The organism is Aquibacillus koreensis (assembly GCF_025154055.1).
GTDB lineage: Bacteria > Bacillota > Bacilli > Bacillales > Amphibacillaceae > Aquibacillus_C > Aquibacillus_C koreensis.
The window spans coordinates 24,927-48,273 of the sequence record NZ_JAOALK010000013.1 but is presented as its reverse complement, the minus strand read 5'-3'; the positions used below and the strand labels follow the sequence as shown (position 1 = coordinate 48,273).

23 protein-coding genes and 1 riboswitch are annotated in these 23,347 nt (G+C 37.1%); of the genes, 8 read left to right on the top strand and 15 right to left on the bottom strand.

From position 1 onward, the window contains the following. Positions 1 to 88 precede the first annotated feature (88 nt). From NYQ66_RS03975 to NYQ66_RS03965, 3 genes are all read right to left on the bottom strand, one after another. Positions 89 to 823, bottom strand: coding sequence for a class I SAM-dependent DNA methyltransferase (locus NYQ66_RS03975; protein WP_259867105.1), 735 nt, complete (start codon positions 821 to 823; stop codon positions 89 to 91). 436 nt (positions 824 to 1,259) lie between these two features. After that, positions 1,260 to 1,580: a thioredoxin family protein gene (locus NYQ66_RS03970; RefSeq protein ID WP_259867103.1), complete on the bottom strand. Its 321-nt coding sequence runs from the start codon at positions 1,578 to 1,580 to the stop codon at positions 1,260 to 1,262. Between the two features lie 68 nt (positions 1,581 to 1,648). Continuing rightward, entirely contained in the window at positions 1,649 to 2,467 is an 819-nt protein-coding gene (locus NYQ66_RS03965; protein ID WP_259867101.1) for a DUF368 domain-containing protein, read from the bottom strand. A gap of 180 nt (positions 2,468 to 2,647) precedes the next feature. On the opposite strand from NYQ66_RS03965, the gene NYQ66_RS03960 reads away from it, so the two are divergent. Then, positions 2,648 to 2,983, top strand: a complete 336-nt coding sequence (locus NYQ66_RS03960) for a PadR family transcriptional regulator (protein WP_259867099.1) — start codon at positions 2,648 to 2,650, stop codon at positions 2,981 to 2,983. After that, entirely contained in the window at positions 2,980 to 3,672 is a 693-nt protein-coding gene (locus NYQ66_RS03955) for a DUF1048 domain-containing protein (protein WP_259867097.1), read from the top strand. Before NYQ66_RS03960 ends, NYQ66_RS03955 begins: the two co-directional genes overlap by 4 nt. Positions 3,673 to 3,750: 78 nt before the next feature. Here the strand turns inward: NYQ66_RS03955 and NYQ66_RS03950 are convergent, their stop codons facing one another. Then, positions 3,751 to 4,983, bottom strand: a complete 1,233-nt coding sequence (locus NYQ66_RS03950; protein WP_259867095.1) for a CapA family protein — start codon at positions 4,981 to 4,983, stop codon at positions 3,751 to 3,753. Between the two features lie 278 nt (positions 4,984 to 5,261). Here NYQ66_RS03950 and NYQ66_RS03945 point away from each other — a divergent pair, with 278 nt between their 5' ends. From NYQ66_RS03945 to NYQ66_RS03935, 3 genes are all read left to right on the top strand, one after another. Then, entirely contained in the window at positions 5,262 to 6,047 is a 786-nt protein-coding gene (locus tag NYQ66_RS03945) for a DUF2935 domain-containing protein (protein WP_407652042.1), read from the top strand. Positions 6,048 to 6,450: 403 nt separating this feature from the next. Further along, positions 6,451 to 6,993 carry an HD domain-containing protein gene (locus tag NYQ66_RS03940; RefSeq protein WP_259867088.1) on the top strand — a complete coding sequence of 181 codons (543 nt, stop codon included), beginning with the start codon at positions 6,451 to 6,453 and terminating at the stop codon, positions 6,991 to 6,993. 95 nt (positions 6,994 to 7,088) lie between these two features. Next, entirely contained in the window at positions 7,089 to 7,238 is a 150-nt protein-coding gene (locus NYQ66_RS03935; RefSeq protein WP_259867086.1) for a YfhE family protein, read from the top strand. A 77-nt stretch (positions 7,239 to 7,315) separates the two neighbouring features. Here the strand turns inward: NYQ66_RS03935 and NYQ66_RS03930 are convergent, their stop codons facing one another. From NYQ66_RS03930 to NYQ66_RS03910, 5 genes are all read right to left on the bottom strand, one after another. Beyond that, the gene (locus NYQ66_RS03930) at positions 7,316 to 7,615 is read right to left on the bottom strand and encodes a YkvA family protein (RefSeq protein ID WP_311202004.1); all 300 of its coding nucleotides are present in this window, start codon (positions 7,613 to 7,615) and stop codon (positions 7,316 to 7,318) included. Between the two features lie 28 nt (positions 7,616 to 7,643). Beyond that, positions 7,644 to 8,705, bottom strand: a complete 1,062-nt coding sequence (locus NYQ66_RS03925) for a PQQ-dependent sugar dehydrogenase (protein WP_259867084.1) — start codon at positions 8,703 to 8,705, stop codon at positions 7,644 to 7,646. A 691-nt stretch (positions 8,706 to 9,396) separates the two neighbouring features. Next, entirely contained in the window at positions 9,397 to 11,223 is a 1,827-nt protein-coding gene (gene typA / locus NYQ66_RS03920; RefSeq protein WP_259867181.1) for a translational GTPase TypA, read from the bottom strand. 89 nt (positions 11,224 to 11,312) lie between these two features. Beyond that, entirely contained in the window at positions 11,313 to 12,632 is a 1,320-nt protein-coding gene (locus NYQ66_RS03915) for a sensor histidine kinase (RefSeq protein WP_259867082.1), read from the bottom strand. Further along, on the bottom strand, positions 12,629 to 13,327 hold the full coding sequence (locus NYQ66_RS03910; RefSeq protein WP_259867080.1) for a response regulator transcription factor: 699 nt from the start codon (positions 13,325 to 13,327) through the stop codon (positions 12,629 to 12,631). Before NYQ66_RS03910 ends, NYQ66_RS03915 begins: the two co-directional genes overlap by 4 nt. A 159-nt stretch (positions 13,328 to 13,486) precedes the next feature. Here NYQ66_RS03910 and NYQ66_RS03905 point away from each other — a divergent pair, with 159 nt between their 5' ends. Next, a complete protein-coding gene (locus NYQ66_RS03905; RefSeq protein WP_259867078.1) occupies positions 13,487 to 14,908 on the top strand; it encodes a S1C family serine protease in 1,422 nt (473 codons plus the stop codon). A 209-nt stretch (positions 14,909 to 15,117) separates the two neighbouring features. Here the strand turns inward: NYQ66_RS03905 and NYQ66_RS03900 are convergent, their stop codons facing one another. From NYQ66_RS03900 to NYQ66_RS03890, 3 genes are all read right to left on the bottom strand, one after another. After that, positions 15,118 to 15,324 carry a zinc ribbon domain-containing protein gene (locus tag NYQ66_RS03900; RefSeq protein WP_259867076.1) on the bottom strand — a complete coding sequence of 69 codons (207 nt, stop codon included), beginning with the start codon at positions 15,322 to 15,324 and terminating at the stop codon, positions 15,118 to 15,120. A gap of 91 nt (positions 15,325 to 15,415) precedes the next feature. Further along, positions 15,416 to 16,117 (bottom strand): TraR/DksA C4-type zinc finger protein, encoded by a 702-nt coding sequence (locus NYQ66_RS03895; RefSeq protein ID WP_259867074.1) that lies wholly within the window; start codon positions 16,115 to 16,117, stop codon positions 15,416 to 15,418. A gap of 107 nt (positions 16,118 to 16,224) precedes the next feature. Continuing rightward, the gene (locus NYQ66_RS03890; protein ID WP_259867072.1) at positions 16,225 to 16,671 is read right to left on the bottom strand and encodes a GNAT family N-acetyltransferase; all 447 of its coding nucleotides are present in this window, start codon (positions 16,669 to 16,671) and stop codon (positions 16,225 to 16,227) included. Positions 16,672 to 16,802: 131 nt separating this feature from the next. Here NYQ66_RS03890 and NYQ66_RS03885 point away from each other — a divergent pair, with 131 nt between their 5' ends. Further along, complete coding sequence (locus tag NYQ66_RS03885) at positions 16,803 to 17,477, top strand: Type 1 glutamine amidotransferase-like domain-containing protein (RefSeq protein WP_259867070.1); 675 nt, start codon at positions 16,803 to 16,805, stop codon at positions 17,475 to 17,477. A 15-nt stretch (positions 17,478 to 17,492) separates the two neighbouring features. Here the strand turns inward: NYQ66_RS03885 and NYQ66_RS03880 are convergent, their stop codons facing one another. Then, positions 17,493 to 18,536: a ribonucleotide-diphosphate reductase subunit beta gene (locus NYQ66_RS03880; protein WP_259867067.1), complete on the bottom strand. Its 1,044-nt coding sequence runs from the start codon at positions 18,534 to 18,536 to the stop codon at positions 17,493 to 17,495. A 14-nt stretch (positions 18,537 to 18,550) separates the two neighbouring features. After that, a complete protein-coding gene (locus tag NYQ66_RS03875; protein WP_259867065.1) occupies positions 18,551 to 20,794 on the bottom strand; it encodes a ribonucleoside-diphosphate reductase subunit alpha in 2,244 nt (747 codons plus the stop codon). Between the two features lie 185 nt (positions 20,795 to 20,979). Beyond that, positions 20,980 to 21,163, bottom strand: a riboswitch (cobalamin riboswitch). A 147-nt stretch (positions 21,164 to 21,310) separates the two neighbouring features. On the opposite strand from NYQ66_RS03875, the gene NYQ66_RS03870 reads away from it, so the two are divergent. Then, positions 21,311 to 22,219, top strand: coding sequence for an NAD(P)-dependent oxidoreductase (locus NYQ66_RS03870; RefSeq protein WP_407652041.1), 909 nt, complete (start codon positions 21,311 to 21,313; stop codon positions 22,217 to 22,219). Between the two features lie 191 nt (positions 22,220 to 22,410). On the opposite strand, the gene NYQ66_RS03865 is transcribed toward NYQ66_RS03870, so the two are convergent. Next, entirely contained in the window at positions 22,411 to 23,262 is an 852-nt protein-coding gene (locus NYQ66_RS03865; RefSeq protein WP_259867061.1) for a LysR family transcriptional regulator, read from the bottom strand. Positions 23,263 to 23,347 lie beyond the last annotated feature (85 nt).

Genomic DNA, 23,347 nt, shown 5'->3' with positions numbered 1-23,347 from the left:
CCCTTCATTCATAAGACAAACGATCGGTGTGAAAAGTTCATTTTTAAATTAATTTTACCAAAAATAAAACATGGTGAATCCACCATGTTTATTTGGAGCAAGAAAACAATAAGAATAACGGAATTCGCATTCGTCTTCGGTACTCCTGTAAATCTGAGAAATACTTCTTATTGGGCTTAGGCTCCTGTATATCCTCTATCGAAAATCCAGCACGTTTTAACAGCTTAAAGTAATCTTCAACCGTTCGGTGGTATTTAACTACTCTTTCCCCCATCCATTGCTCTATACGTTCGCCACTATAAAAATAATCATCTACAACACGATCTGTTCTTTGCTCTTCTATTCTGTTGCTATCCACGGAAGAAGTAAGGAGTGGATGCTGCACACTGAAAATAAACCTCCCACCTTGTTTCAATGACCCATAGATGTTTTCAATTATAGGACTGAGATCTTCTATGTAGTGAAACACCAGTCTCGATAATACAATATCAAAAGTATTTTCAGGATAAGCAAAGCTTTCTAGAGTCGCGTGCTGCACATTTCCAGATGTCCCCTTTAATGTCTCCAGTGCTTTTTCATACATCCGCTCTGAGCCTTCTATTCCTAAGTAGGATTCACATCCACTCTCCAACAACTCTAGACCAAATGCGCTTTCCCCACACCCAAGGTCCATGACCTCTTTTCCACGAACATCCCCGAGTAATTTTATCAAGGCAGGCTTTTCAATGATGTTATTGGGACTCTCTTTCCGGTGTCTTCTTTTTAGATAAGTATTCATGAAATCCTCATTGTTATATGCAGTGGGTCCTTTGTAGATTGACATGACAACACTCCTTATTATTAGACTGTTAAATAAGTTATTCTCTTAAAATGTCGGAATTTATATAAACTCCGTCACAACATACGCATGCAGTCCATGAATCGTTAGTAGCACGAATTTGAATCTGACATTTTTTCCGTTATTCTTCTAGAATCCCTGTATATCAGCCCTAATGCGGACATTTTTTCCGCTATTTCTCAGATATCTGAGGGAAACCACGTCAATATCATCAAATAACGGAAAAAATGTCCGCGTGGTAAGTCAAAATGATGTTTTTAGTGAAAATAGAGGGAAAAATGTCCGCATAAATCGCTGTTATACGAAGTTAGGAACGATTACGACGCACTCTTATAAATTCACTCATAAACAATTACATTTCACTCCTTCACTCTATGCAGAAAAAAATCCCAACTTTATATCAAAGTTGAGATTCATCGATCTAGCCTAATTGTTGTTGTAAAAATTCTAATACTTCTTCTGGAGTCTTTGTATAAGCACTATGTTGATGTGCTAGCTTTTCACCGTTTTGGAAAATTAAAAGACTAGGAATGCCCATTACCTCATGTTCTGCAGCAAGTCCTTCAATTTCATCACTATTTACTTCATACCATTCATGTTGATTATACTGCTCTATAATATCACCAATGAACATATCCATTCGTTTACAATCCGGGCACCAATCTGCATAAAACTTTACGATGACAGGGCTTTCGGAATTAATCACTTCATTAAATTCTTCTCTTGTTTTAATTGCTTTCACGTTTAAAACCCCTTTCTCTTAAGCAGTAAATTATCATTCCTCTAAGTTATTATCAAGTTATCTGCTTTCTATTCTTCTTTGTATTCCACACGACCAAGGAGGAAAGCAACTAGCAGACCTACTCCAAACGTGCCAACACTTACAATCATTTCTGTGAAAGTAGAAGGCCATCCTGGAAAGATAACAAAGATCGAGCCAATTACCAAACCAATGACAACTGCGAAAGTAGCTGTTGTATAATTTTCTAAAAAGAAATGGATGATCTTGCTCATCACGACGATCCCAAGCACAATACCAATTCCAACAACGATAATGATGTCAAACTTACGCTCACTTATTGCGTTTATAACTGTACTATAGGACCCAAGAATTAATAGTAAAAAAGAGCCGCTTACACCTGGTAAGATCATTGCTGCACTTGCTAAAAATCCAGACAAAAATAGAAATCCATACGTTCCTAATGTAAGATTTTCAATTGGATCTGTTTCGCCAGATCGGAAAAATAACATCGATGCCACAAGAGCCGCTCCTACTAATAACAATAAAATATGTTGAGCCTTAAACGTTTTTTTCGCCTCAGATTTGTGAAATAAAAATGGTAGTACTCCAACAATTAACCCTAAGAAAGTAAACTGGGTTGGTCCAGGATAATGCTCAAATAACCATTCAATTAAACTAGCTAATAGAAATACAGCAGTGATTACCCCGATACCTAATGGTAACAGAAAACCTAAATGTTTCTTCCAATCCTTACTAAAAAAACCGTTAATCGCTTCAATTAACCGATCGTAAATACCAAGTACAACAGCAATCGTACCACCACTAACACCCGGTACAACATCGCTAGCACCCATTAATAAACCCCGGTAAATATTTTTCCATTCCATCTAGCTATCTCCTTCTTGTGAGTCGATTTTGCCTTCATTATTATGTAACGACGAATTTAGTATAACAAAATATGGTTGTATTTAACATATTTTCATTATATACTAATATCAAGCTATCTTGTTATACAAGTTAGCTTAACTTAATCCCAGTACCTTGCAATACAAGATAGAGGTGGAAAGATGACATTAAGGAGCCAATTATTAAAAGGAATATTAGAAGGATGTATTCTTGCAATCATCGATCAACAACCGACTTACGGATATGAACTATCCGTTAAATTACAAGGATTCGGTTTAACGGATGTTAGTGAGGGGTCTATTTATCCCATACTACTTCGTTTGCAAAAAGAAGATCTCATCCAAGGAACCCTGCAAAAGTCAGAGGCAGGACCCAAGCGGAAGTATTATCACCTTACGTCCGAAGGCAAAAAAGCATTACAGGAATTTAAGCTTCATTGGAATTCCATAAAGCCACCTGTTGATAAGATTATGGAAAAAGGAGGGAAATATTTATGAATGCGAAGGATATTATTCAATTAAACAATGAACAAAGAGAAAAATTAAGTGAAGAGAACCTGCAGATATATGAGGATATGCTCATATATATTCGATTAAAGTCAAACAAATCAGAACAACAAACAGAAGAAGTTCTTCTAGAGTTATTAGATCATATGTTAGAGGCCCAAGCTGAAGGGAAAAAGGCAAGTGATATTTTTGGAGAGGATTATAAAGGATATTGTGATGAGTTAATTAAAGAAATACCTGGTGAAAAATCTTCTACAATCGCTCTCTTCTTAGGCTTCATAATTATACAATTTATAGCGATTATTAGCTTTGTTCATGGAGCACTTGGTTTTGCTTTGCACTACTTTTTTGAACTAGGTTCTGACATCTTCCAACTCTCTCTAGGTAAAGGATTTACCATTATTATTATTGACCTCCTTATATTATATTTATTTGTAAAAGTTGTACTAAAATGGATACAGGGGTCAGCGTTTAAAACCAAAAAACCAAAAAAGTCCTTGGAATTTTTTCAAATTTGGCTTATTAGTACCACCTTTATTGGATCAATGGTTCTAATAGGTTATTTCATGCCTGATTTCGGTCTTACCCTCGATATTCCTATTATTACATTTGCCGTTATTGGAGCAATATTATATCTAATTTCCATCATTTTAAATAAAAGATATAGAATCACGAAATAGCACCAATTTCTTTTTGGACAGATTAAAAAAACAGCCTAAATCAGATTATGACTTAGGCTGTTTGCAACATCGGAATTGTTATTTATTTTCAATGAATTCTAGATCAGGTACCCATTGAGACATATGCGTTTTAATTTCTTCATAATGACCAGAAGCGTTTGATAACTGACTTTCTGTTAATTCATACATTGGAATAACTTTATAACCACTCCATGTATTTAAGTTAAATTGTACAAAGGTTGGCAAAAAGGTTGGTTCTTTTATAACGATTTCTTCTTGATCACCATCAATTGTCTGTTCAATTGTGAATCCTACAACCCCACCTATTCTGCGATAGAATTCATCTTGTGCTGATAGGAAATTACCTAAAGAGTAAGCAACAAAAGTCTTATTCCCATCTTTCCCTTCTACCCAGTCCACTGGTTGGAGTACGTGCGGATGGTGCCCGATTACAACGTCAACTCCTAGATCTGCGGCAAATTGAACTAAGTCTTTTTGCTGTTCGTTCGGCATTCTTTCATATTCATTGCCGAAATGTAGGTTTAGGATAATAACATCAGACATTTCCTTCGCTCGTTCGATATCAGCTTTCATAATGTCTTTATCAATTAGATTAACTAGATAATCTTTCCCTTCAGGAACTGGAATACCATTTGTACCGTATGTATAGCCTAAAAAGCTTACATCAATACCTTCGTCTGTTTCCATTACTCTAATCTGTTGTCTGTCCTGTTCATCTTTGTATGAACCTGTGTACATCATATCAATTGTTTCCCAATGTTCAATTGCACGTTGGATTACTTCTTCTCCACGATCTAGTGTGTGATTATTGGCTAATGTTACTACATCCACCCCTACATCACGAAGTGCATTTCCAACCTCAACAGGACTATTGAATGTTGGATAAGACGATAACCCAAGTTCAACACCACCAATCATGGTCTCTTGGTTTGCAATCGTAATAGTAGAATTACTTAAATACGGTTCCACTTGTTCTAACATCGGAACGAAATCATAGCTTCCGTTTGCTATTTGTGCATCTTCATACACCGAGTTATGGATAAGCATATCCCCAATTGCGGCCACACTAATCTCTTTTACTACTGGTTCTGGATCTGGCTCCGGTTCAGGAGGTGCCGTTTCCTCCGTAGGTTCTGGTTCTTCTACCTCATTCTCCTCTACTACCTCATCTGTTTGTGGTTCATTTTCGTTTTCTACTGGATCTTCCGCTTCATCTTGTATTATCCCACAAGCATTTATGATTAAAATGGCAACAATAATTAACAATAACTTCAAGCCTTTACTTTTCAATATGTTTCTTCCCTTCTTTTCTAAATTAAACTCTATCCCCCATCTTACAATAAACGACAAGCAATTACACAAACAATTCATAATTATAGACGATATTATTTCAAGTTACGTTTCATTTAACTTGTAGGTCAGCTAAAGTATTTGTAATCATACATATTTTATTAATAAAAGACCTCATTACTGAATACACTTCACTGATAAACTCTTCTATCGGTATCTACATAAAGACCGATACACTAACAAGGAGTGATTATTTGGCAGATTTCATTAAAGGATCCATGTTTGAACATCAATTTTGGTTACAAGTATTAGGTGACCATTCTCGCTTTATTAGAGATTCCTTATTTCCAAAAGAAAAAGATGATATAGCAATTTCCAAACAATTTGTAGAAACCTTTGACGAGCTTTTAGAGCAATCAAAAGCGTTAAGCGAGCATAATGCGATCGCATTTACAAAAAAAGCCGAAAGCGCAGCTGAAAAACTTAAGACATTTAAATTATCTTTGATCAGAAGGCACCTTAAAGGAAAAATAGGCATTCATCTATCTCCTACTTTCTTGAATCATATGGTTAACGAACTAGAAGAATATCAACTTGTAATCAATTACTTAAAACAAGGAGAGCTTCCTCCTATATTCCATGAACTCCACCACCATCTCGTCTGGCTTTTAGACGCATCTGGCCATGCAGGCGCTATTAATGACCAATTAGACGGTGTGGAGAAAAGGTTGAAAAAGAAGAGCAAAACATTCGCCAAACATTTTGATCAGTTTTACTTAAAAGCAGTTGAATTAACCGGCTACCTCCGCTCCAACATTGAAACATTTCCCGCTTTAAATAGATTCAATCAAGATGTTGAGGTGGAAATGAACTTATTTAAAACCTTTTTACACGAATTAGAAGAAATGGAGTTAAACGAACAAGTATTAGGCACATTTTCTGCATTAATGGCCGATCATATGGCTAGGGAGGAATGCTACTACTTAATGAAGTTAGCAGAGTCTGCAAAAACCACACCACCTAATTGTGATCCTACAAAGCCTAGAATACAAGATCCGAATTAAGTCTTTCTTTATACGACCTTTAGATTCTCAGGAGGCAAATCTGCGATTATAAGGTAACGAAGAGCGCTCATGGCTGATAAAAAATCTAAATAGATTTTAGCGGCTATGAGCGCCCTTATTTGTCTAAAATTGAAGGTGATGTGATTTTGGCGGTTACCAGAGACCTTATTTGACCTGTTTTCACTGATTTTGCTTGCTATCTTTAAAAATAGCGTACTGTATAGCCGCTCAAGTTCAAAATTAGCCTAATACAAGAGAATAAGGTCTCTCATAGCCGTTTGGAATTGCATTTACAAGTTTTCTTAGTGTTACGTCGGATTCTAAACAAAATCAATATAGGCGGCATTGTCCGCCTTTTTAATATATGTAGCTACGAGTATAATAAATGAGAGGTGATAAACATATGAAACTGTTAGAAGCGATTTCTTTTGCAACAAAGAAACATAATGGACAAGTCAGAAAAGTAGATAACATCCCATACATATCACATCCTTATCGAGTAGCGATGTTGTTATCTCAAGAGGGAGTGAAGGAAGATGTTGTTATTGCTGGGTTATTACATGATGTCGTAGAGGATACCGACGGAACATTAGAGGAAATTGAAACGCTTTTTGGCAGTAAAGTTTCCACTCTAGTTGAATATGCTTCCGAACCAGATAAATCACTTTCTTGGGAAGAAAGAAAAAAACATACGATCGAAACGATAAGAACTGCACCAATAGAAGCAAAATTAGTTGTTTGTGCAGATAAAGTAGATAACCTAACCTCTATTCTTGAAAATGAAAAAGAAATGGGGGCCGCGGTTTGGGATTCTTTTAAAAGGGATAAAGTAAGCCAACAGTGGTATTACACTAACGTTTATACTAGCTTAACGGATGGTGTTCAAGCAAAACATCAACCGAAACTATTCGATACATTCAAACGGTTATTAGATCAATTCATCTAATCTTTCCGTAGGTCCACGTTTGAAATTCCATATGACAGGGTAACATATATTTTATAGCCTAATTCACCCAATCTATCATGGAAAGGATGTTATGTATGGCAAAAAAAGCACAATATCAACCAACAAAAAGAAGTGGGGTTGACTTATCAGCAGCTCAACAAGTCCACTATAATAAGGATTTCAAGCAAGCGGATATCGCAGGTGGTTATCGAAAACAAGCAATAAATCGCCTAGATCAAGAATAGTGTACGCTTCCAGTTTAAAAGAAGTGAGATCACTAGATGGGTCGTCAGTCTAAACACTGACGACCTTTTCTAATTGATTATCTATGCACTTCGTTGATCTCTTTTATTAATCCATGCTTCACTTTTAGTGAAACAGGTGCCATTTTAATCATTTGTTGCAAAACTAAGCTAGCTAATGCTATATCATCAACAATACCTAATGCGACTAAAAAGTCAGGGATTACATCGAATGGAAATACAATATACCCAATAATCAGTAGAATAGAAATCACCTTTGTACTAGGGTTCACTTCTTTAGAGATAAAGAAATCTTTTAAAAATGGAATCGACTTTCTGAAATTAAATAAAAATTTAATTCTTCGCCAAAACCTCATCATCGTGAAAGCTCCTTTTTAGTTTCTTTTATCAATCATCTAGCTTTAGGAATATCAGCTGGTCATCTTGACTAGATGGGTTCCCTCTGCCGTCTGTATTATTCGTAATGACATATACTCCACCATCTGTTGCCAGAGCATCTCGAATACGACCGTAACCATCAAGAACAATCTCTTGCGTTATGCTCGTCTGATCAAATTTTCTTAGCGCTTGTCCTCTTAGACTAGCAAAGTAAAACGACCCGTTATAATAAGTCATTCCTGATGGAGCCCACGTATTATCACCGGAATGAATGAGAGGGGTTTCCATCCCTTCTTGCTGCTCATCACCCTCTATTTCAGGCCAGCCATAGTTCTGCCCAGACTCAATTTTATTAACTTCATCATGGGCTTGATTCCCATGCTCGGTGGCATATAATTCTCCTTGCTCGTTCCATGCCAACCCTTGAGGGTTTCTATGGCCATAAGAGTAGACATAAGAATCTGTAAAAGGATTATCCTCAGGTACACTTCCATCAAAATTGATCCTCAAAATTTTACCGGCCAGACTGTCTTTGTTTTGGGCAAGCTCCGGAATTGTTGCATCTCCTGTTGTAGCAAAGAGCTTATCATCTGGTCCTATTTCAATTCTTCCTCCCTGGTGGTATTGACCTCCAGGTATTTGATCCAATACTACTTTATTCTCTACCCATTCATTTTCTTGCTCTTCCAATATGACAATTCGTTGAAATACTTCTTGTCCTTCAACATAAGAATAATAAGCAAATACTTGCTGGTCATCTTCAAATGTTTCTGGAAATGCTAAACCTAACAAACCCGCTTCTGGTCGATCTGCTAACGATTTTTCCAAGCTAACCGGTTTTCGCTTCTTTTCACCATCATTGACTTCAACGATAGCCCCATTACGTTCACTTATATATATTCGTTCGTCCCACTCTACAATTTCCCATGGTTCCTGTAAGTTTTCAGCAAGGGTTTGGACACTGTTGTTTTTATCAGTTGAATTCTCTGATCCGATTGATTGCTCTTCGTTTTCTGAATTAGTACAACCTATCATCAAAAAGATTGCACAAATAGTTAACCACTTATGCACAAGGCATACCTCCTCATCCTTATACGCTTCTTCTATTTATTCGATTTACTATACAGATACCCTTTTATATTTAATTAAAAAGTAATAGGATCCGTAAAAGATTGCAATATAACCGGAAAGAGGTGCGAGACATCTGTTGCTTTATTCGAAAAAGCAACAGGTAAATCCACTCATGCACTAAATATCTGTTGCTTTATCCGAGAAAGCAACAGGTAAATCCACTCGTGCACTAAATATCTGTTGCTTTATCCGAGAAAACAACAGGTAAATCCACTCATGCACTAAATATCTGTTGCTTTATTCGAGAAAGCAACAGATAAATCCACTCATACACTAAATATCTGTTGGTTTATCTGAGAAAACAACAGGTAACTCCACTCGTGCACTAAATACCTGTTGCTTTATCCGAAAAAGCAACAGGTAAATTCACTCGTGCACTAAATATCTGTTGCTTTATTCGAGAAAGCAACAGGTAAATCCACTCATGCACTAAATATCCGTTGCTTTATCCGAGAAAACAACAGGTAACTCCACTCATGCACTAAATATCTGTTGCTTTATTCGAGAAAGCAACAGGTAAATCCGCTATCTGTTATTTCCTATTATCAACCAGGAAACAAGCTTCACCTATATTCATCAGAACAGAAAAAAAGAGATTAGTGAATGTTTCACTAATCTCTTCTTTATTTAATTAAACGCTTTTCTTCTTCGATGCTTTTTCGCGTTCGTTTTTATTTAAGATTTTCTTACGAAGACGAATAGACTCTGGAGTTACCTCACAGTACTCATCGTCATTTAGATATTCAATTGCTTCTTCTAAAGACATTTTACGCGTCTTACGAATGGTAGATGTTTGGTCTTTGTTTGCTGAACGTACGTTAGTAAGGTGTTTTTCTTTTGTGATGTTAACTGTTAAGTCGTTCTCACGGTTGTGCTCTCCAACGATCATTCCTGCATATACTTCCGTACCTGGATCAACAAAGATAATACCTCTATCTTCTAAGCCCATAATACCGTATGTCGATGCTTTACCGTTTTCTAACGCAACTAACACTCCACGTTGTCTTCCACCTACTTGTCCAGGTGTAACTGGCTCATATTTATCAAACGTGTGATTGATAATACCAAAGCCTCTTGTTTGTGTCATAAACTCGGTAGAATACCCAATTAAACCACGAGAAGGTACTTTAAATTCTAAACGAACTTGTCCTGTACCATGGTTAACCATATCTAACATTTCGCCTTTACGTGCACCTAAAGATTCCATAACTGCACCAGTATGCTCTTCTGGTACATCTACTTGTACACGCTCATACGGTTCACATTTAACACCATCAATTTCTTTGATGATTACTTGTGGTTTAGATAATTGAATTTCATATCCTTCACGACGCATGTTCTCCACTAAAATAGATAAGTGTAACTCTCCACGCCCTGAAACGATCCATGCATCCGGAGATTCAGTTGGATCAACACGTAAACTAACATCTGTTTCTAATTGGGTTAACAAACGCTCTTCAATTTTACGAGAAGTAATATACTTACCTTCTTTACCCGCAAATGGACTGTTGTTAACAACAAACGTCATTTGAAGTGTTGGCTCATCAATTCTAAGAATTGGTAAAGCTTCTTGATGGTCTGTTGGACATACTGTTTCTCCAACGTTAATGTCTTCCATACCAGCTACGGCGATAATATCTCCCGCTTTTGCTTCTTGGATTTCGATTCTCTTCAGTCCGATAAAACCGAATAACTTGGTTACACGGAAATTTTTAATCTTACCATCTTTTTTCATTAAAGATACTTGTTGTCCAACTTTAATCGTTCCGCGGAATACACGACCAATACCAACACGACCAAGGTAGTCATTATAATCAAGTAATGTTACTTGGAATTGTAATGGGTCAGTTGAATTATCCTCTGGTGCTGGTACATGCTCAATAATTGTTTCAAATACCGCTTCCATCGATTCTTCTTGTTCTTCTGGTTCGTGTCCTGAAGTACCATTTAATGCCGATGCATACACAACAGGGAATTCTAATTGGTCTTCATCCGCACCTAATTCGATAAATAGGTCAAGAACTTCATCAATTACTTCGTTTGGACGAGCACTTGGACGATCAATTTTGTTCAAGACTACAACTGGGTTTAACTTTTGCTCTAGTGCTTTTTTCAACACGAAACGTGTTTGTGGCATACAACCTTCGTATGCGTCTACTACAAGTAGAACACCGTCTACCATTTTCATGATCCGTTCTACTTCTCCGCCAAAGTCTGCGTGTCCTGGTGTGTCTAAGATATTTATATGATTATCTTTATAGTTAATGGCTGTGTTTTTTGCTAGGATAGTAATTCCACGTTCTTTTTCTAAGTCGTTAGAGTCCATGGCACGTTCATCAACATGTTCATTATCTCGGAAAGTTCCTGAGTATTTTAATAGTTGGTCAACAAGTGTTGTTTTACCATGGTCAACGTGGGCAATAATTGCGATGTTGCGAATGTCTTCTCTTAATTGCATAATGTACATTCTCTCCTCTTTGTAAAGCGTTCAGTCCGATTACAACTAGCCTATTATATCATACTATACGTAAAAGTATAGTTAATCATTTATATCTTTATTGTAAATAATGCACCACCATAGGCGGACTCACCTACCGATATGGTACCACCTGACCTTTCAACGATGGCTCGCGATATCGCTAAACCTAAGCCAGTTTCTCCACCATCGCCTTTGACAAACCGATGGAACAAATGTGGCATCAAGCTTACTGGGACACCATTTCCATCATCCTCTATCGCAATGTTAATCGTTCCGTTTATTTCTTTTACGGAGATAAATACGATAGATGATGCATGGCGTATCGCGTTGGTTACAATGTTCATCATTGCGCGTAACATTTTTTCATTATCTACATAAAAAAATAAATCATCAGCCACCTCATACTGAAGTGAGATCTGTTTTTCATTAGCTAAAGGTAATGCTCGGTCTACTGTTAGTTTAATTAATTCATCAACTTTTATTAGTTCTTCTTGATAAATGTTTTCTTCACTGTCCAATTTAGCTAATAATATCATCTCATTAATAATCTTTTTTAAACGTACAATTTCAGCAACAATGACATCTAATCCACGATCTGATTCTTCTTTTTCAAAAACACCATCACGTATTCCTTCCGCATAACCTTGAATAGTCATTAATGGTGTTTTTAGCTCATGACTCGCATTTTGGAAAAACTGACGTTGTGATTGAATATATCTGCTAAGCTCATTCGCCATCTCTAAAACACTTTGTTCGACTTCTTTAATTTCACCAGTGGCCTTTATCTCTTCTACTTCATCAAATTTACGCCTTTCTATTTTTTTCAATTGGTATTTTAAATTAGTTAGCGGCGTGACTAATCGTTTCGTTAATAAGTAGCTAAGCAATACAGCAACCATAATTCCGATTACAAATACAATTAATAACCGATTAAAAAAGGTCTGTTGAACTGCTTGTAAATCCTCTAGCGGTGTCACCAAAATCAATTCACGATTCGATAGTTCTGAATAAGACTCTACTCGTGATACCACAAAACTTTCATTGGCGCCTTTCCAAATTTGTTCTCTATTAGTAGATATATCATAATTATCGATCCAAAATTCTACTAACGGGCGGGGGAGGTTTGTTAACACAATTTGGTCGGTGTTTCGATCATATAAAAACAACTGTATCTCTTGGCCTTGGATCAACTGATTTATACGATTGATATTCTCATAACTAATATCACTCAACAAACTCACCAATAAATTTCCTTTAGCTTCTAGTTCTAACTGTTCATCTTGCACTAACAAATTAAGTATAAGGGAGTAGATTGTAATGGCAGCGATTGACATGATGACAATGAGTAGTCCTGTAAAAGCAGCTGTTAATTGATATTGTAATTTCATTGACTACCCTCTTCGTCACTGCGCATGCGATAACCATATCCCCAGACCGTCTCAATTGGCAGTCCGTCTAACTTTCTTCTTAAACGCTTAATCAAATCATCAACTGCACGATCAGAGCCAAAATAATCATCACCCCACACCAAAGAAAGCAACTCTTCTCTGGCAAAAGCTCGATTTTGATTTCGAATCAAGATCGTTAACATGTCAAATTCCTTCGCAGTAACCTCTACTTCTTCTCCTATCCAAAATACTCTTCGTTCCTCTATATGAATCTCGAGGTCCCCAAGTTGGATTGTCTTTGTTACTTCTTTTTCTTTCTTTACCGGTGCAATGTTTACACGCTTAAATATACGTTTCACTCTCGCAACCAATTCCCTAGGACTAAACGGCTTTGTTAAATAATCATCACTGCCTAGTTCAAGGCCAAGTATTTTATCTACTTCATCATCTTTTGCCGAAATGATGATGATAGGTACTTCACTATCCTGTCTGATCTTTTTACACAATTCATAACCGTCCATTCCCGGAAGCATAATGTCTAAAATCCACATATCTGGTTGATCACGGTAAGCCATCTCCCAAGCATCCTCTGCATTATCAGCCATGGAAACTTCGTAACCGTCCTTCTTTAAGTAAGCTACAACAATATCGCGAATATTCGGATCATCTTCTACGACAAAGATTTTGTTTTTCATCTCTATGCCTCCTCCTAGCACCATTTTCGCATATTTTACAAAAATTGCACTTTATATTGTTCCATTCCACACTTTTTACACAATTATACCGAAGACTTGCCAAATCCACTGTTTAGAATAAAAAATGTAAAAGAAAATACTTAGAAAGGTGTGAAACATATGACAAGTCATAATGATCACCATAATTATAATCGATTTGAAGATGAAGGAAAGCAACAAGAAGAGCATACGCTTCAAGATCAGTCAGAACAAATGAACGACAACATAGAAGAGCAACATGATTTAGAGTCAGAACAACACGACCAATACAATTCCATTGAGCAAAACAAGACTTATTTAGCAAGTTCTGTTAGCAAAGAGCAACAAAAAAGAGCCAAAGAGCCAAGATCAAAAGGACTTTGGTCTATGTTTGCAAGCGGTATTGCTGGAGGCTTAGTTGTTGCTGTTACAGGTGCAACACTTCTATCGACGGGAATAATAGAACAGCCTAATACAAATGAACCGCAAGAAAGTATTGCGCAAGAAACAAGCTCTACCGCAGATAATAATGATGCTTCAACAAATGTAATTCCTACCGCTGTTGATCCTTCAGATGGGGATCTAAGTGCAGCTATATCAAATATCTCTGATGCTGTAGTTGGTGTATCAAATATTCAACAAATTGATTTGTGGTCACAATCCCAACCTGCTGGTACTGGTTCAGGCGTCATCTATAAAAAAGACGGTGAGCATGCTTTTGTAGTAACAAATAACCATGTTGTAGAAGGTGCAAGAGACGTGGAAGTTATACTAACAAATGGAGAACATATAGAAGCTGAAGTTTTAGGTGTGGATCAACTAACAGACTTAGCCGTTTTAAGAATTGATAGCAGCCAAGTAGAACAAGTTGCTACGATTGGATCATCAGGGGATCTAACCGTGGGTGAAACAGCCATCGCAATCGGAACGCCACTAGGCACAGAATTTGCTGGTTCTGTTACAAAAGGAATCATTAGTGGACTTGAAAGATCTGTTGAGATGGATTTAAACGGCGATCGTCAACCAGATTGGACAACAGAAGTTATCCAAACAGATGCAGCGATTAACCCTGGTAATAGTGGTGGAGCTCTAATTAATAGTCAAGGCGAGCTTATCGGTATTAATTCGATGAAAATTGCGCAAGAAGCCGTCGAAGGAATTGGATTTGCCATTCCGATTGACTCTGCAAAACCAGTTATTGATCAACTAGAAACAAGTGGTTCTGTTGCAAGACCATTTATCGGAATTAGTGCTATCTCCCTTTCTGAAGTTCCAGATGCTCATAAGGAGCGTACATTAAACCTTGATGACAGTGTAACAGATGGTGTTGTTGTTGCAGATGCACAAAATGGTTCCCCTGCTGCCGAAGCAGGACTGGAGCAATATGACGTTATTACTCAAATTAATGATAAAGAGATCTCCTCTATGCTAGACCTTAAACAATATCTTTATGCAGAAACTTATATTGGAGATGAAGTAACGATCACATTCTATCGTGATGGCCAAAAGCAAACAACAACCTTAACATTAACAAACCAGGATGAGGCTAATCAGCCAAGCTAATCCATTCTCAACTTTCCTCCCCTTTTGTTGAGATCTTATATAGATGAAACCACCACCTTCATGAAGGTGGTGGTTATTTTTTGCTTATTTCAGTTAGAATTTGTGCTGATTCAGTGTGTAAGCCATATTATTCAGTGAAAATCACGCATAATTCAGTAACTTTACCATCTAATTCAGTGACTGCACCCACTAATTCAGTATCTAGGGTTTTATCCAAAAAAGAAATCAATAATATTGCTTCCAGCCGAACTATTTTTATTATAAAACTCAGAGTACCCACAGTTTTTACAGTACACAACAATGAATTGATTATTTTGCACATCAAACATCTTAGATAATCCAGTACCTGTCATCGCAACTTCTTTCTGTGCAGCGTCCGTACTTCCACATTTAATACAACCTTTTGCATCACTCATAACGTCATTCCTCCTTTTATTATTATGTACGAAAACAAAGCAATCAGGTTTCAAAAGAAATAGAGGGTGACAAAATTGCCACCCCCTTTACCTATTCGTATAAAATAGAACCAACATGGTTTTCATCCAAATATGCTTCGTAATCCTCATGGTTTCCGTTAACTCCAATATAGTTCCCTTCCATATCTGTTAATAGGAACCCTTCGATTTCTTCTGCACTACCAACTAGCTCTCCTGAGTTAAAGTACATATCCTGGTAGTCTTTTTCCGTATCATAAAAATCGGATGGACCATCAGATGATCCGTACACTTCTACGTGTTGCCATGCATCTTCAGCATCAAATACTGTAGATTCTTCTTCATCGACTGATGATTCCATTTCATTGACACTCGAATGAATGACATCCTCTTCGACCGGTCTTGTTACCGCTACATTTTTCGGTGCATGCTCTATACAACGCTGTGTAGTAGGCATGGCTTCTAACCTCTCAGAAGGGATTTCTTTTCCACAAACTTCACATGTACCATAAGATCCTTGTTCTATTGCTTGTAAAGCACGATTTATATCTTTTAATTCTTGTTCCGCATGCTCATTTAATGCAATGTCTTTTTCACGCTCATAAAGCTCTGTACCATGATCACCAGGGTGGTTATCGTAATTGGATAGTTCACCAACTGATTCTTTAATCAGCTCCTGCTCTAACCCGTAGTGATCCTGTAAATGAGACATTACTTCTTGTTTTTCTTGTTCTAATACTTGTTTGCAGGCATGAAGTTGTTCATTAGATATCACTAATCATCGCCTCCTGACAAATTTGTCTTCATGGGGCATTATTAGTGTATCCGTTATAGCTATAACAACTATATTTGTTGTTGGTAGTAGTGGAAAATTAAAACGGTTCACGTTACTTGTAAGATCATATCAACATGAGGAATGTCATCCTCTAAATAAACCTCACTAATTTCCTTAAAACCTAAAGAACCATAAAAATGGCGCAAATATTCTTGGCCATGAATTTTAATTTCCTTTTCATTCCATTCGTTCGTTACTATATCAATCGATTTTTCCATAAGGGCTTTCGCATATCCTTTTCCGCGGTAATCTTTATGTACTAATACCCTGCCTATTGATGCTTCTTTATAAATATTGCCTTTTGGTATTAGCCTTGAATATGCGATAATTTGTCCATTTTCTTCTGAAAAAAGATGAAAAGATGCCTGGTCATGGTTGTCGACTTCCTCGTAAGGGCAATTTTGCTCGACGACAAAAACATCTACTCTTGCTTTTAATATTTTATATAATTCATCTGTAGTTAGTTCATGAAATTTCTTTAATTGCCACTCCATCTCTCTGTCCCCTTTACCTATTTCAAATTACTATTATCATACTCGAAATGATTTAAATTATAGAATTATTTTGCTTTGTCTGTTTCAACAGATGGTATGCTATATACAAATATCGTTGGAGGTTTTGTTCGATGGTACAAGACAACTATTTGTATTTTTTCGGTGGAAATCCTAATCAATCCGAAGCATCTCTAGATTTCGCCAAAAAGGCTGGTGGAAAACACGCAAAGATCGCATTACTCATTATCTACCGTCAAGGCTGGGAAGAATACCTACCGAGATACACCGATCCTTGGATTCGTGCGGGAGTTCAACCCCAAAACATTGATGTTATTATCCCAAATCAACATGGTGAACTGAATGTGGACCAGACAATCCATACCTTACAGGAAGCTACCGGTATTTACATTGGAGGTGGCCATACAGAAACATATCATGCCACTTATGTAAAAGAGCCCTATAAGAGTATCATGCAAGAAAAATATTATGCAGGTACACCTATTGCCGGCAATTCTGCTGGTGCGCTTCTACTAACTGATCAAGTTGTATTATCTTCCATTGATACAGATAGCGGTGAAACCATTCACTTACATGGATTAGGATTCGTTCAAGACATATTAATTAGTGTGCATTATTCTAAATGGAACGATGCAGAACATTTAAAAGGATCTTTAGCTAACACAAGAATATCCACGGGTTATGGCATTGATGATCATGCCTGTCTTGTTGTGAAAAACGGAAGATTTCACAAGGCATTAGGTGAAGAAAAAGTGTTTGTTGTAGTTAAAAACGAAAAAAGCTCCTAACTAGGAGCTTTCTCATTATAAATCATCAAACCCATTATCCACTACATTCACCTTTGTATATTGCCTTGATTTTTGTTCAAAAAAATCTGACTTACCAAGGTCAATTTCTTCATAAGCTTTAATCCAACGCAATGGATTTTTATCAATTTCTGGATAAGGTTTTTCAAGGCCAAGTTGCTTACAACGCGTATTAGCAGTAAATAATATATAGTTTTCCACATCTTCGAGCAGAACACCATCAATTTTATTTCCGATGATATGCCTTGCCCAATCAATTTCTAGTTCACAGGCTTTTTTAAATGTATCGTACACAAACGTTTCTAATTCCTTTGTATTGTATTCCGGATTTTCATTCAAAACCTCTTTATAAATTCGAACAAATAAATCAACATGGATTTGTTCATCTCGGTTTATATAGTTGATCATGGTTGATGTGCCAACCATTTTTTGGTTTCGTGCCAAGTGATAGAAAAACGCAAATCCCGAGTAGAAAAATAGCCCTTCTAATATAACATCATACACAATGGACTTTAGCAAATTTTCGACTGTAGCATCTTCCGCAAACGCACGGTATCCATCGGTTACAAAGTCATTTCTCTTTTGTAGAATTGGTTCCGTACGCCAAAAGTCAAACACCTCATCTTGTTTTTGCTTGGATACAAGCGTGGACAAGATATACGAGTAAGAATGATTATGAATAACCTCTTGTTGAGCCAGAATAATCATTAGTGCATTCAAACTGGAATCGGTAAGATAATCGGCTACTTTCCCAGCGTAATCTGTCTGGATACTATCAAGTAGTGCTAATAAGCCAATGATCTTTAAAAAGGCATCTTTCTCATCCTCAGATAACTCCGGGAACTGCCTCATATCTTGAGACATATTAATTTCAAATGGCGTCCAAAAGTTCGCTAGCATCTTCTTATATTTTGGATATGCCCAAGCAAATCGAACATCATCCCAGTTTAGGATATTAGAGCTCTCACCGTTTATAATTCCTGTTGATCGGTTTGGAGCGTTTTTGTCCATTAGGCTTCTCTTTTTTATCGGTGTTGACATTAAAATTCCTCCCCTTAACTAGAACACGATTCACATTCAATCACATCAGATGACGTTGATCGTAGATAATACGTTGTTTTTAATCCAGATTTCCAAGCATCTATATGAAGATTTAATAATTCTTTAGCTTGTACTGTATTGGCAACGTACATATTAAAAGAGATACTTTGATCAATGTGTTTTTGACGAGCTGCATTTTGTTTAATACTCCAATGCTGGTCGATTAAATAAGCTGATTTATAATACCAAGTTGTCTCTGCATTTAGATTCGGTGCAGTGACAGGAATTTTATAGTCTTTTTTCTCCTCGGAATAAAATTTTTGAAAAATTGGATCGATACTAGCTGTACTTCCTGCAATAAGAGAAGTGGACGAGTTGGGGGCAACCGCCATTAAGTAACTATTACGGATCCCATTTTCTCTTACATCTCGCTTCAATTCTCCCCATGCTAAATCTGAACTGCCAGTTGTGTACCCTTTTTGATCAAAATACTTTCCGCTCTCCCAATCTGAACCTTCAAAAACTGCGCAAGGACCTTTTTCTTTCGCTAACTCCATACTGGATTTAATCGTTAAGAATGCTATTTTTTCGTAGAGCTCATCTGCATAGGCTACTGCTTCATCGCTTTCCCATTTGATTCTTTTAGACGCAAGTAGATGGTGCCAACCAAACGTACCTAAACCAACTGCACGATACTTTTGATTTGTGATCTGTGCTTGTAATACCGGAATTGTATTCAGTTCAATCACATTGTCGAGCATTCTAACCTGAATCGGGATAAGTCGCTCCAATACATTTTCTGGTACTGCTCGCCCAAGATTAATGGATGACAAATTACAAACAACAAAATCACCTGGTTGCTTTTGAATGACAATCTTCCCATCGACAGTCACTTGCTCTGTCACAATGGTAGGACTCTGGTTTTGCGTTATCTCGGTACATAAATTACTGGAATAAACCATCCCAAGATGACTATTTGGGTTTTGTCTATTTACCTCGTCTCGGTAAAACATGAAAGGTCCACCAGTCTCTAATTGGCTTTTAAGCACCCGCTTCATAATATCAATAGCTGGCACTTCTTCTTTTGTTAAATCCGGGTGATGGACACACTCCCAATATTTTTCTCGAAAAGCTCCATCCCCTTTATGCTCATCAAAATAATCTTCTAAGGAGTATCCCATGACTGACCGAACTTCATGTGGATCAAATAAGTACCAATTTGCCCTTGCTTCTACTTGCTCCATAAACAAGTCAGGAAGACAAATGCCCGTAAATAGATCATGCGTACGGTAGCGCTCATCTCCATTGTTTAATTTCGCATCCAAGAAAGAGAAGATATCATTATGCCAAATATCAAGATATACACAAATGGCACCTTTGCGTTGACCCAGCTGATCTACACTAACTGCAGTATTATTTAATTGCTTCATCCAAGGTAGCACACCTGAGGATGCCCCTTTAAAGCCTTTGATCGCACTACCTCTACTTCTAATTTTTCCGAGGTATACACCGATTCCACCACCATTTTTGGAAAGGTTAGCAATATCGGTATTACTATCAAAAATACTTTGCAAACTATCATCAATCGTGTCGATAAAGCAGCTTGAAAGCTGGCCATAGCTTTTACCAGCATTTGATAAGGTTGGTGTAGCTACTGTCATATACAAATTGCTCAATGCCCAGTACGCTTCTTTTACAAGCTCTAATCGATTGCCTCCAGTTTCATTCATCAATAATGTCATAGCAATGATCATGAAACGCTCTTGTGGCAACTCAAACACACGTTTTTTATAATCCTTTGTTATATAGCGATCAGCTAATGTTCTTAATCCAATATATGTAAATAGTTTGTCTTTCGTTGGATCGATGTAACTTTGTAGTTCAATAATTTCAGAGCGATTATAGGAATTTAAAATAGAACGATTATAAATGCCAATCTCCGTTAGCTCTGTAATCAGGTTATAAAAGGATCCATATTTATCTTGATAGGCATAGCCTCTATTTTGAGATGCGTCATAATAAAGCATTTCAAGGTAAAGATTTGCGGCTATATATGTCCAATCTGGTTCTTTTTCATCCATGTAGGAAAGTGCTTCTAAGATTAATTGATGCACATATTCTTTCTCTTCAATCCATGGCTTTTGTTCAATCAACTTTTCACCAAAAGCAATTAATTGATCCACATCAATATTGTTAAAATTTTCAGTTAATACAGATGTTACATATCCAGCCCATTCGGATGTTTTTGTTTCGATCATGGAAACTTCCTCCCTCTCCTCTATCAAGTTTCTGCTTTTTTCTCCATTAAAAAAACGCCCATGAGCGACATGAGCGTACAAAAAACGACAGAAAGTGCATAAAATAATATTCACTACACAAGTATAGCGAATCTTTTTTAAACAAATTATTCTATCGTTTCCGTATCTCAACCCCCGAAGAAAAGAAACATCGTCAAGTATAGGCAGGTCTACTGACTTTTGCATCAACCTACTAAAGCTCCTTCCCAAATGAATAAATCACTCAGTGGTTTTGCTCGTTCGTTCGCAATTACAGTTGCGGGGACAGTCTTGGACTTTCACCAAGTTCCCTTTTTAAGACAAATTGTCACCTACACTTGATATAAACAAGATATAGTATTCAGTTTTAATATTATTACTATATATAGAATCTATCACAGATATTTTATTCTTGCAATGCATAATTTTTCCTAAAAAACATAATATATTAATTTGTTATTCCATCCTTTCTGATGGATAATTAGGATTAACCTCTAAATAAAATTCAAAGAAAGCAAGAAAGGCGTGGCGAAAATGGCAAATGTAAAAATTGGATTTGTTGGTACAGGTGTAATGGGAAAGAGCATGGCTAAAAATTTACTACAAGCCGGTTATCCATTAAATATTTTTACTAGAACAAAAGAAAAAGCAAGTGAGTTGATTGAACAAGGAGCGACATGGAAAGATACTGTAGCAGACTTAGCAGCAGATTCAGATGTAATTATTACGATCGTTGGCTACCCTAGTGATGTAGAGGAAGTTTATCTTAACGAAAACGGCATACTAAACCATGCAAAAGCAGGTACATATGTTATTGATATGACAACCTCAAGTCCAATGCTAGCACAATCTATTTTTAACAAGGCAAAAGATAAAAAAATCCACGCGTTGGATGCGCCTGTTTCTGGTGGTGATATTGGTGCAAGAAACGGGACGCTTGCTATTATGGTTGGAGGAGAGCAACAAGCATTTGATGCTGTACTGCCAATTTTTAATGTAATGGGGGCAAACATTGTACTGCAAGGAGAAGCTGGTGCTGGTCAACACACCAAAATGTGTAATCAAATTACGATCGCCTCTACCATGATTGGAGTATGCGAGTCGATTATGTATGCTAAAAAAGCTGGCTTAGATCCTGCGCGTGTATTAGAGAGCATTACGACCGGTGCAGCAGGTAGTTGGTCATTATCGAATCTAGCCCCTCGCATGATTGCTGGAGATTATGCACCAGGATTTTATGTGAAGCATTTTATTAAGGACATGACCATCGCTTTAGAATCTGCAAAGGAAATGAACCTAACAACACCAGGGCTTGAGTTATCACTATCTCTCTATAAAGAATTAGCTGAGTTAGGCGAAGAGGATAGCGGTACACAGGCGTTGATTAAATTGTTAAGTAAAAAGTAATGGGGGACATCCACTTTTGTGTGGATGTCTTTTTTTATTGACTATAGGTGAACTTACTGAATTACGTGTCGGGTTCACTGAATTATATGTCGCTTTCACTGAATTACGTGTCGCGTTCACTGAATTACATGTCGGGTTCACCGAATTACGTGTCGGGTTCACCGAATTATTCAGTTGCGTGCCCCCAAATGTTACCGCGTTAACAGATGCTGCTGCACCATAGATATAAAGGCCTGCACTTGTGGCAATTGTTTGGCTGCTTCCGCATAGCAAAGCCACGTTTGTCGGACTAGTAGCTTTCCATCAATAATTAGTGGCACTTTTTCATAAAGCCTGTCATCAACATCTTTAATAGAGCTCTCTGGTAAAACAGCCATACCGATCCCGTGCAGCATTAACTGTTTACACGTTTCAATTTGATCCACTTTGATAACTTGGGAGGGTTTGGCAGCACCTTGGCTTATGAACCAATCATTAACGGTAGATTGATACTTTTGATCTGTTTGAAACTCGATTAACGTTCTTGGCGTTCGAATCTCCTTCATTTTCTTATCAATTAAATATAAACCATCTGCAAGAAGGGATTCACATACTTTATCATGAATGCCTTCTCCTCGTATAATGGTGACGTGATAATCCCCTTTTACAAGTACATTACTTAGCCCGGTCTCCAGTTCAATCGTTACATCTGGGTATTCCTCCACATACTTTTGTAGGATGCTCGGCAATAGATATTGGCCAACCATGGAGGATACACCTAAGGATAAAGTGCCGGTCACTTCTTCCGATAACGAAGAAATAGAATCATGTAAAGCTTCTTCTTGTTTTACTACTTCTTTTGCAAAGGATAGTATCTTCTCGCCAACTGGTGTTAGGATTAGATGCTTATGCGTTCGAATAAATAATGCATCGCCCCACTGGTCTTCGATTGTTTTTAACCGTTGACTGACTGCAGGTTGCGAGATAAATAACCGTTCCGCGGCCCCTCTAATTGTCTTTTCTTTTTGTAGCATTAATAGTAAACGGTAATCATCTACTTTCACCGCGTTTCCCCCTTCCACTTCACGAATGCTTCTATGATAAATCTATAAGTTTTTCTTATATTTATCAATTAACTATTCATATTAT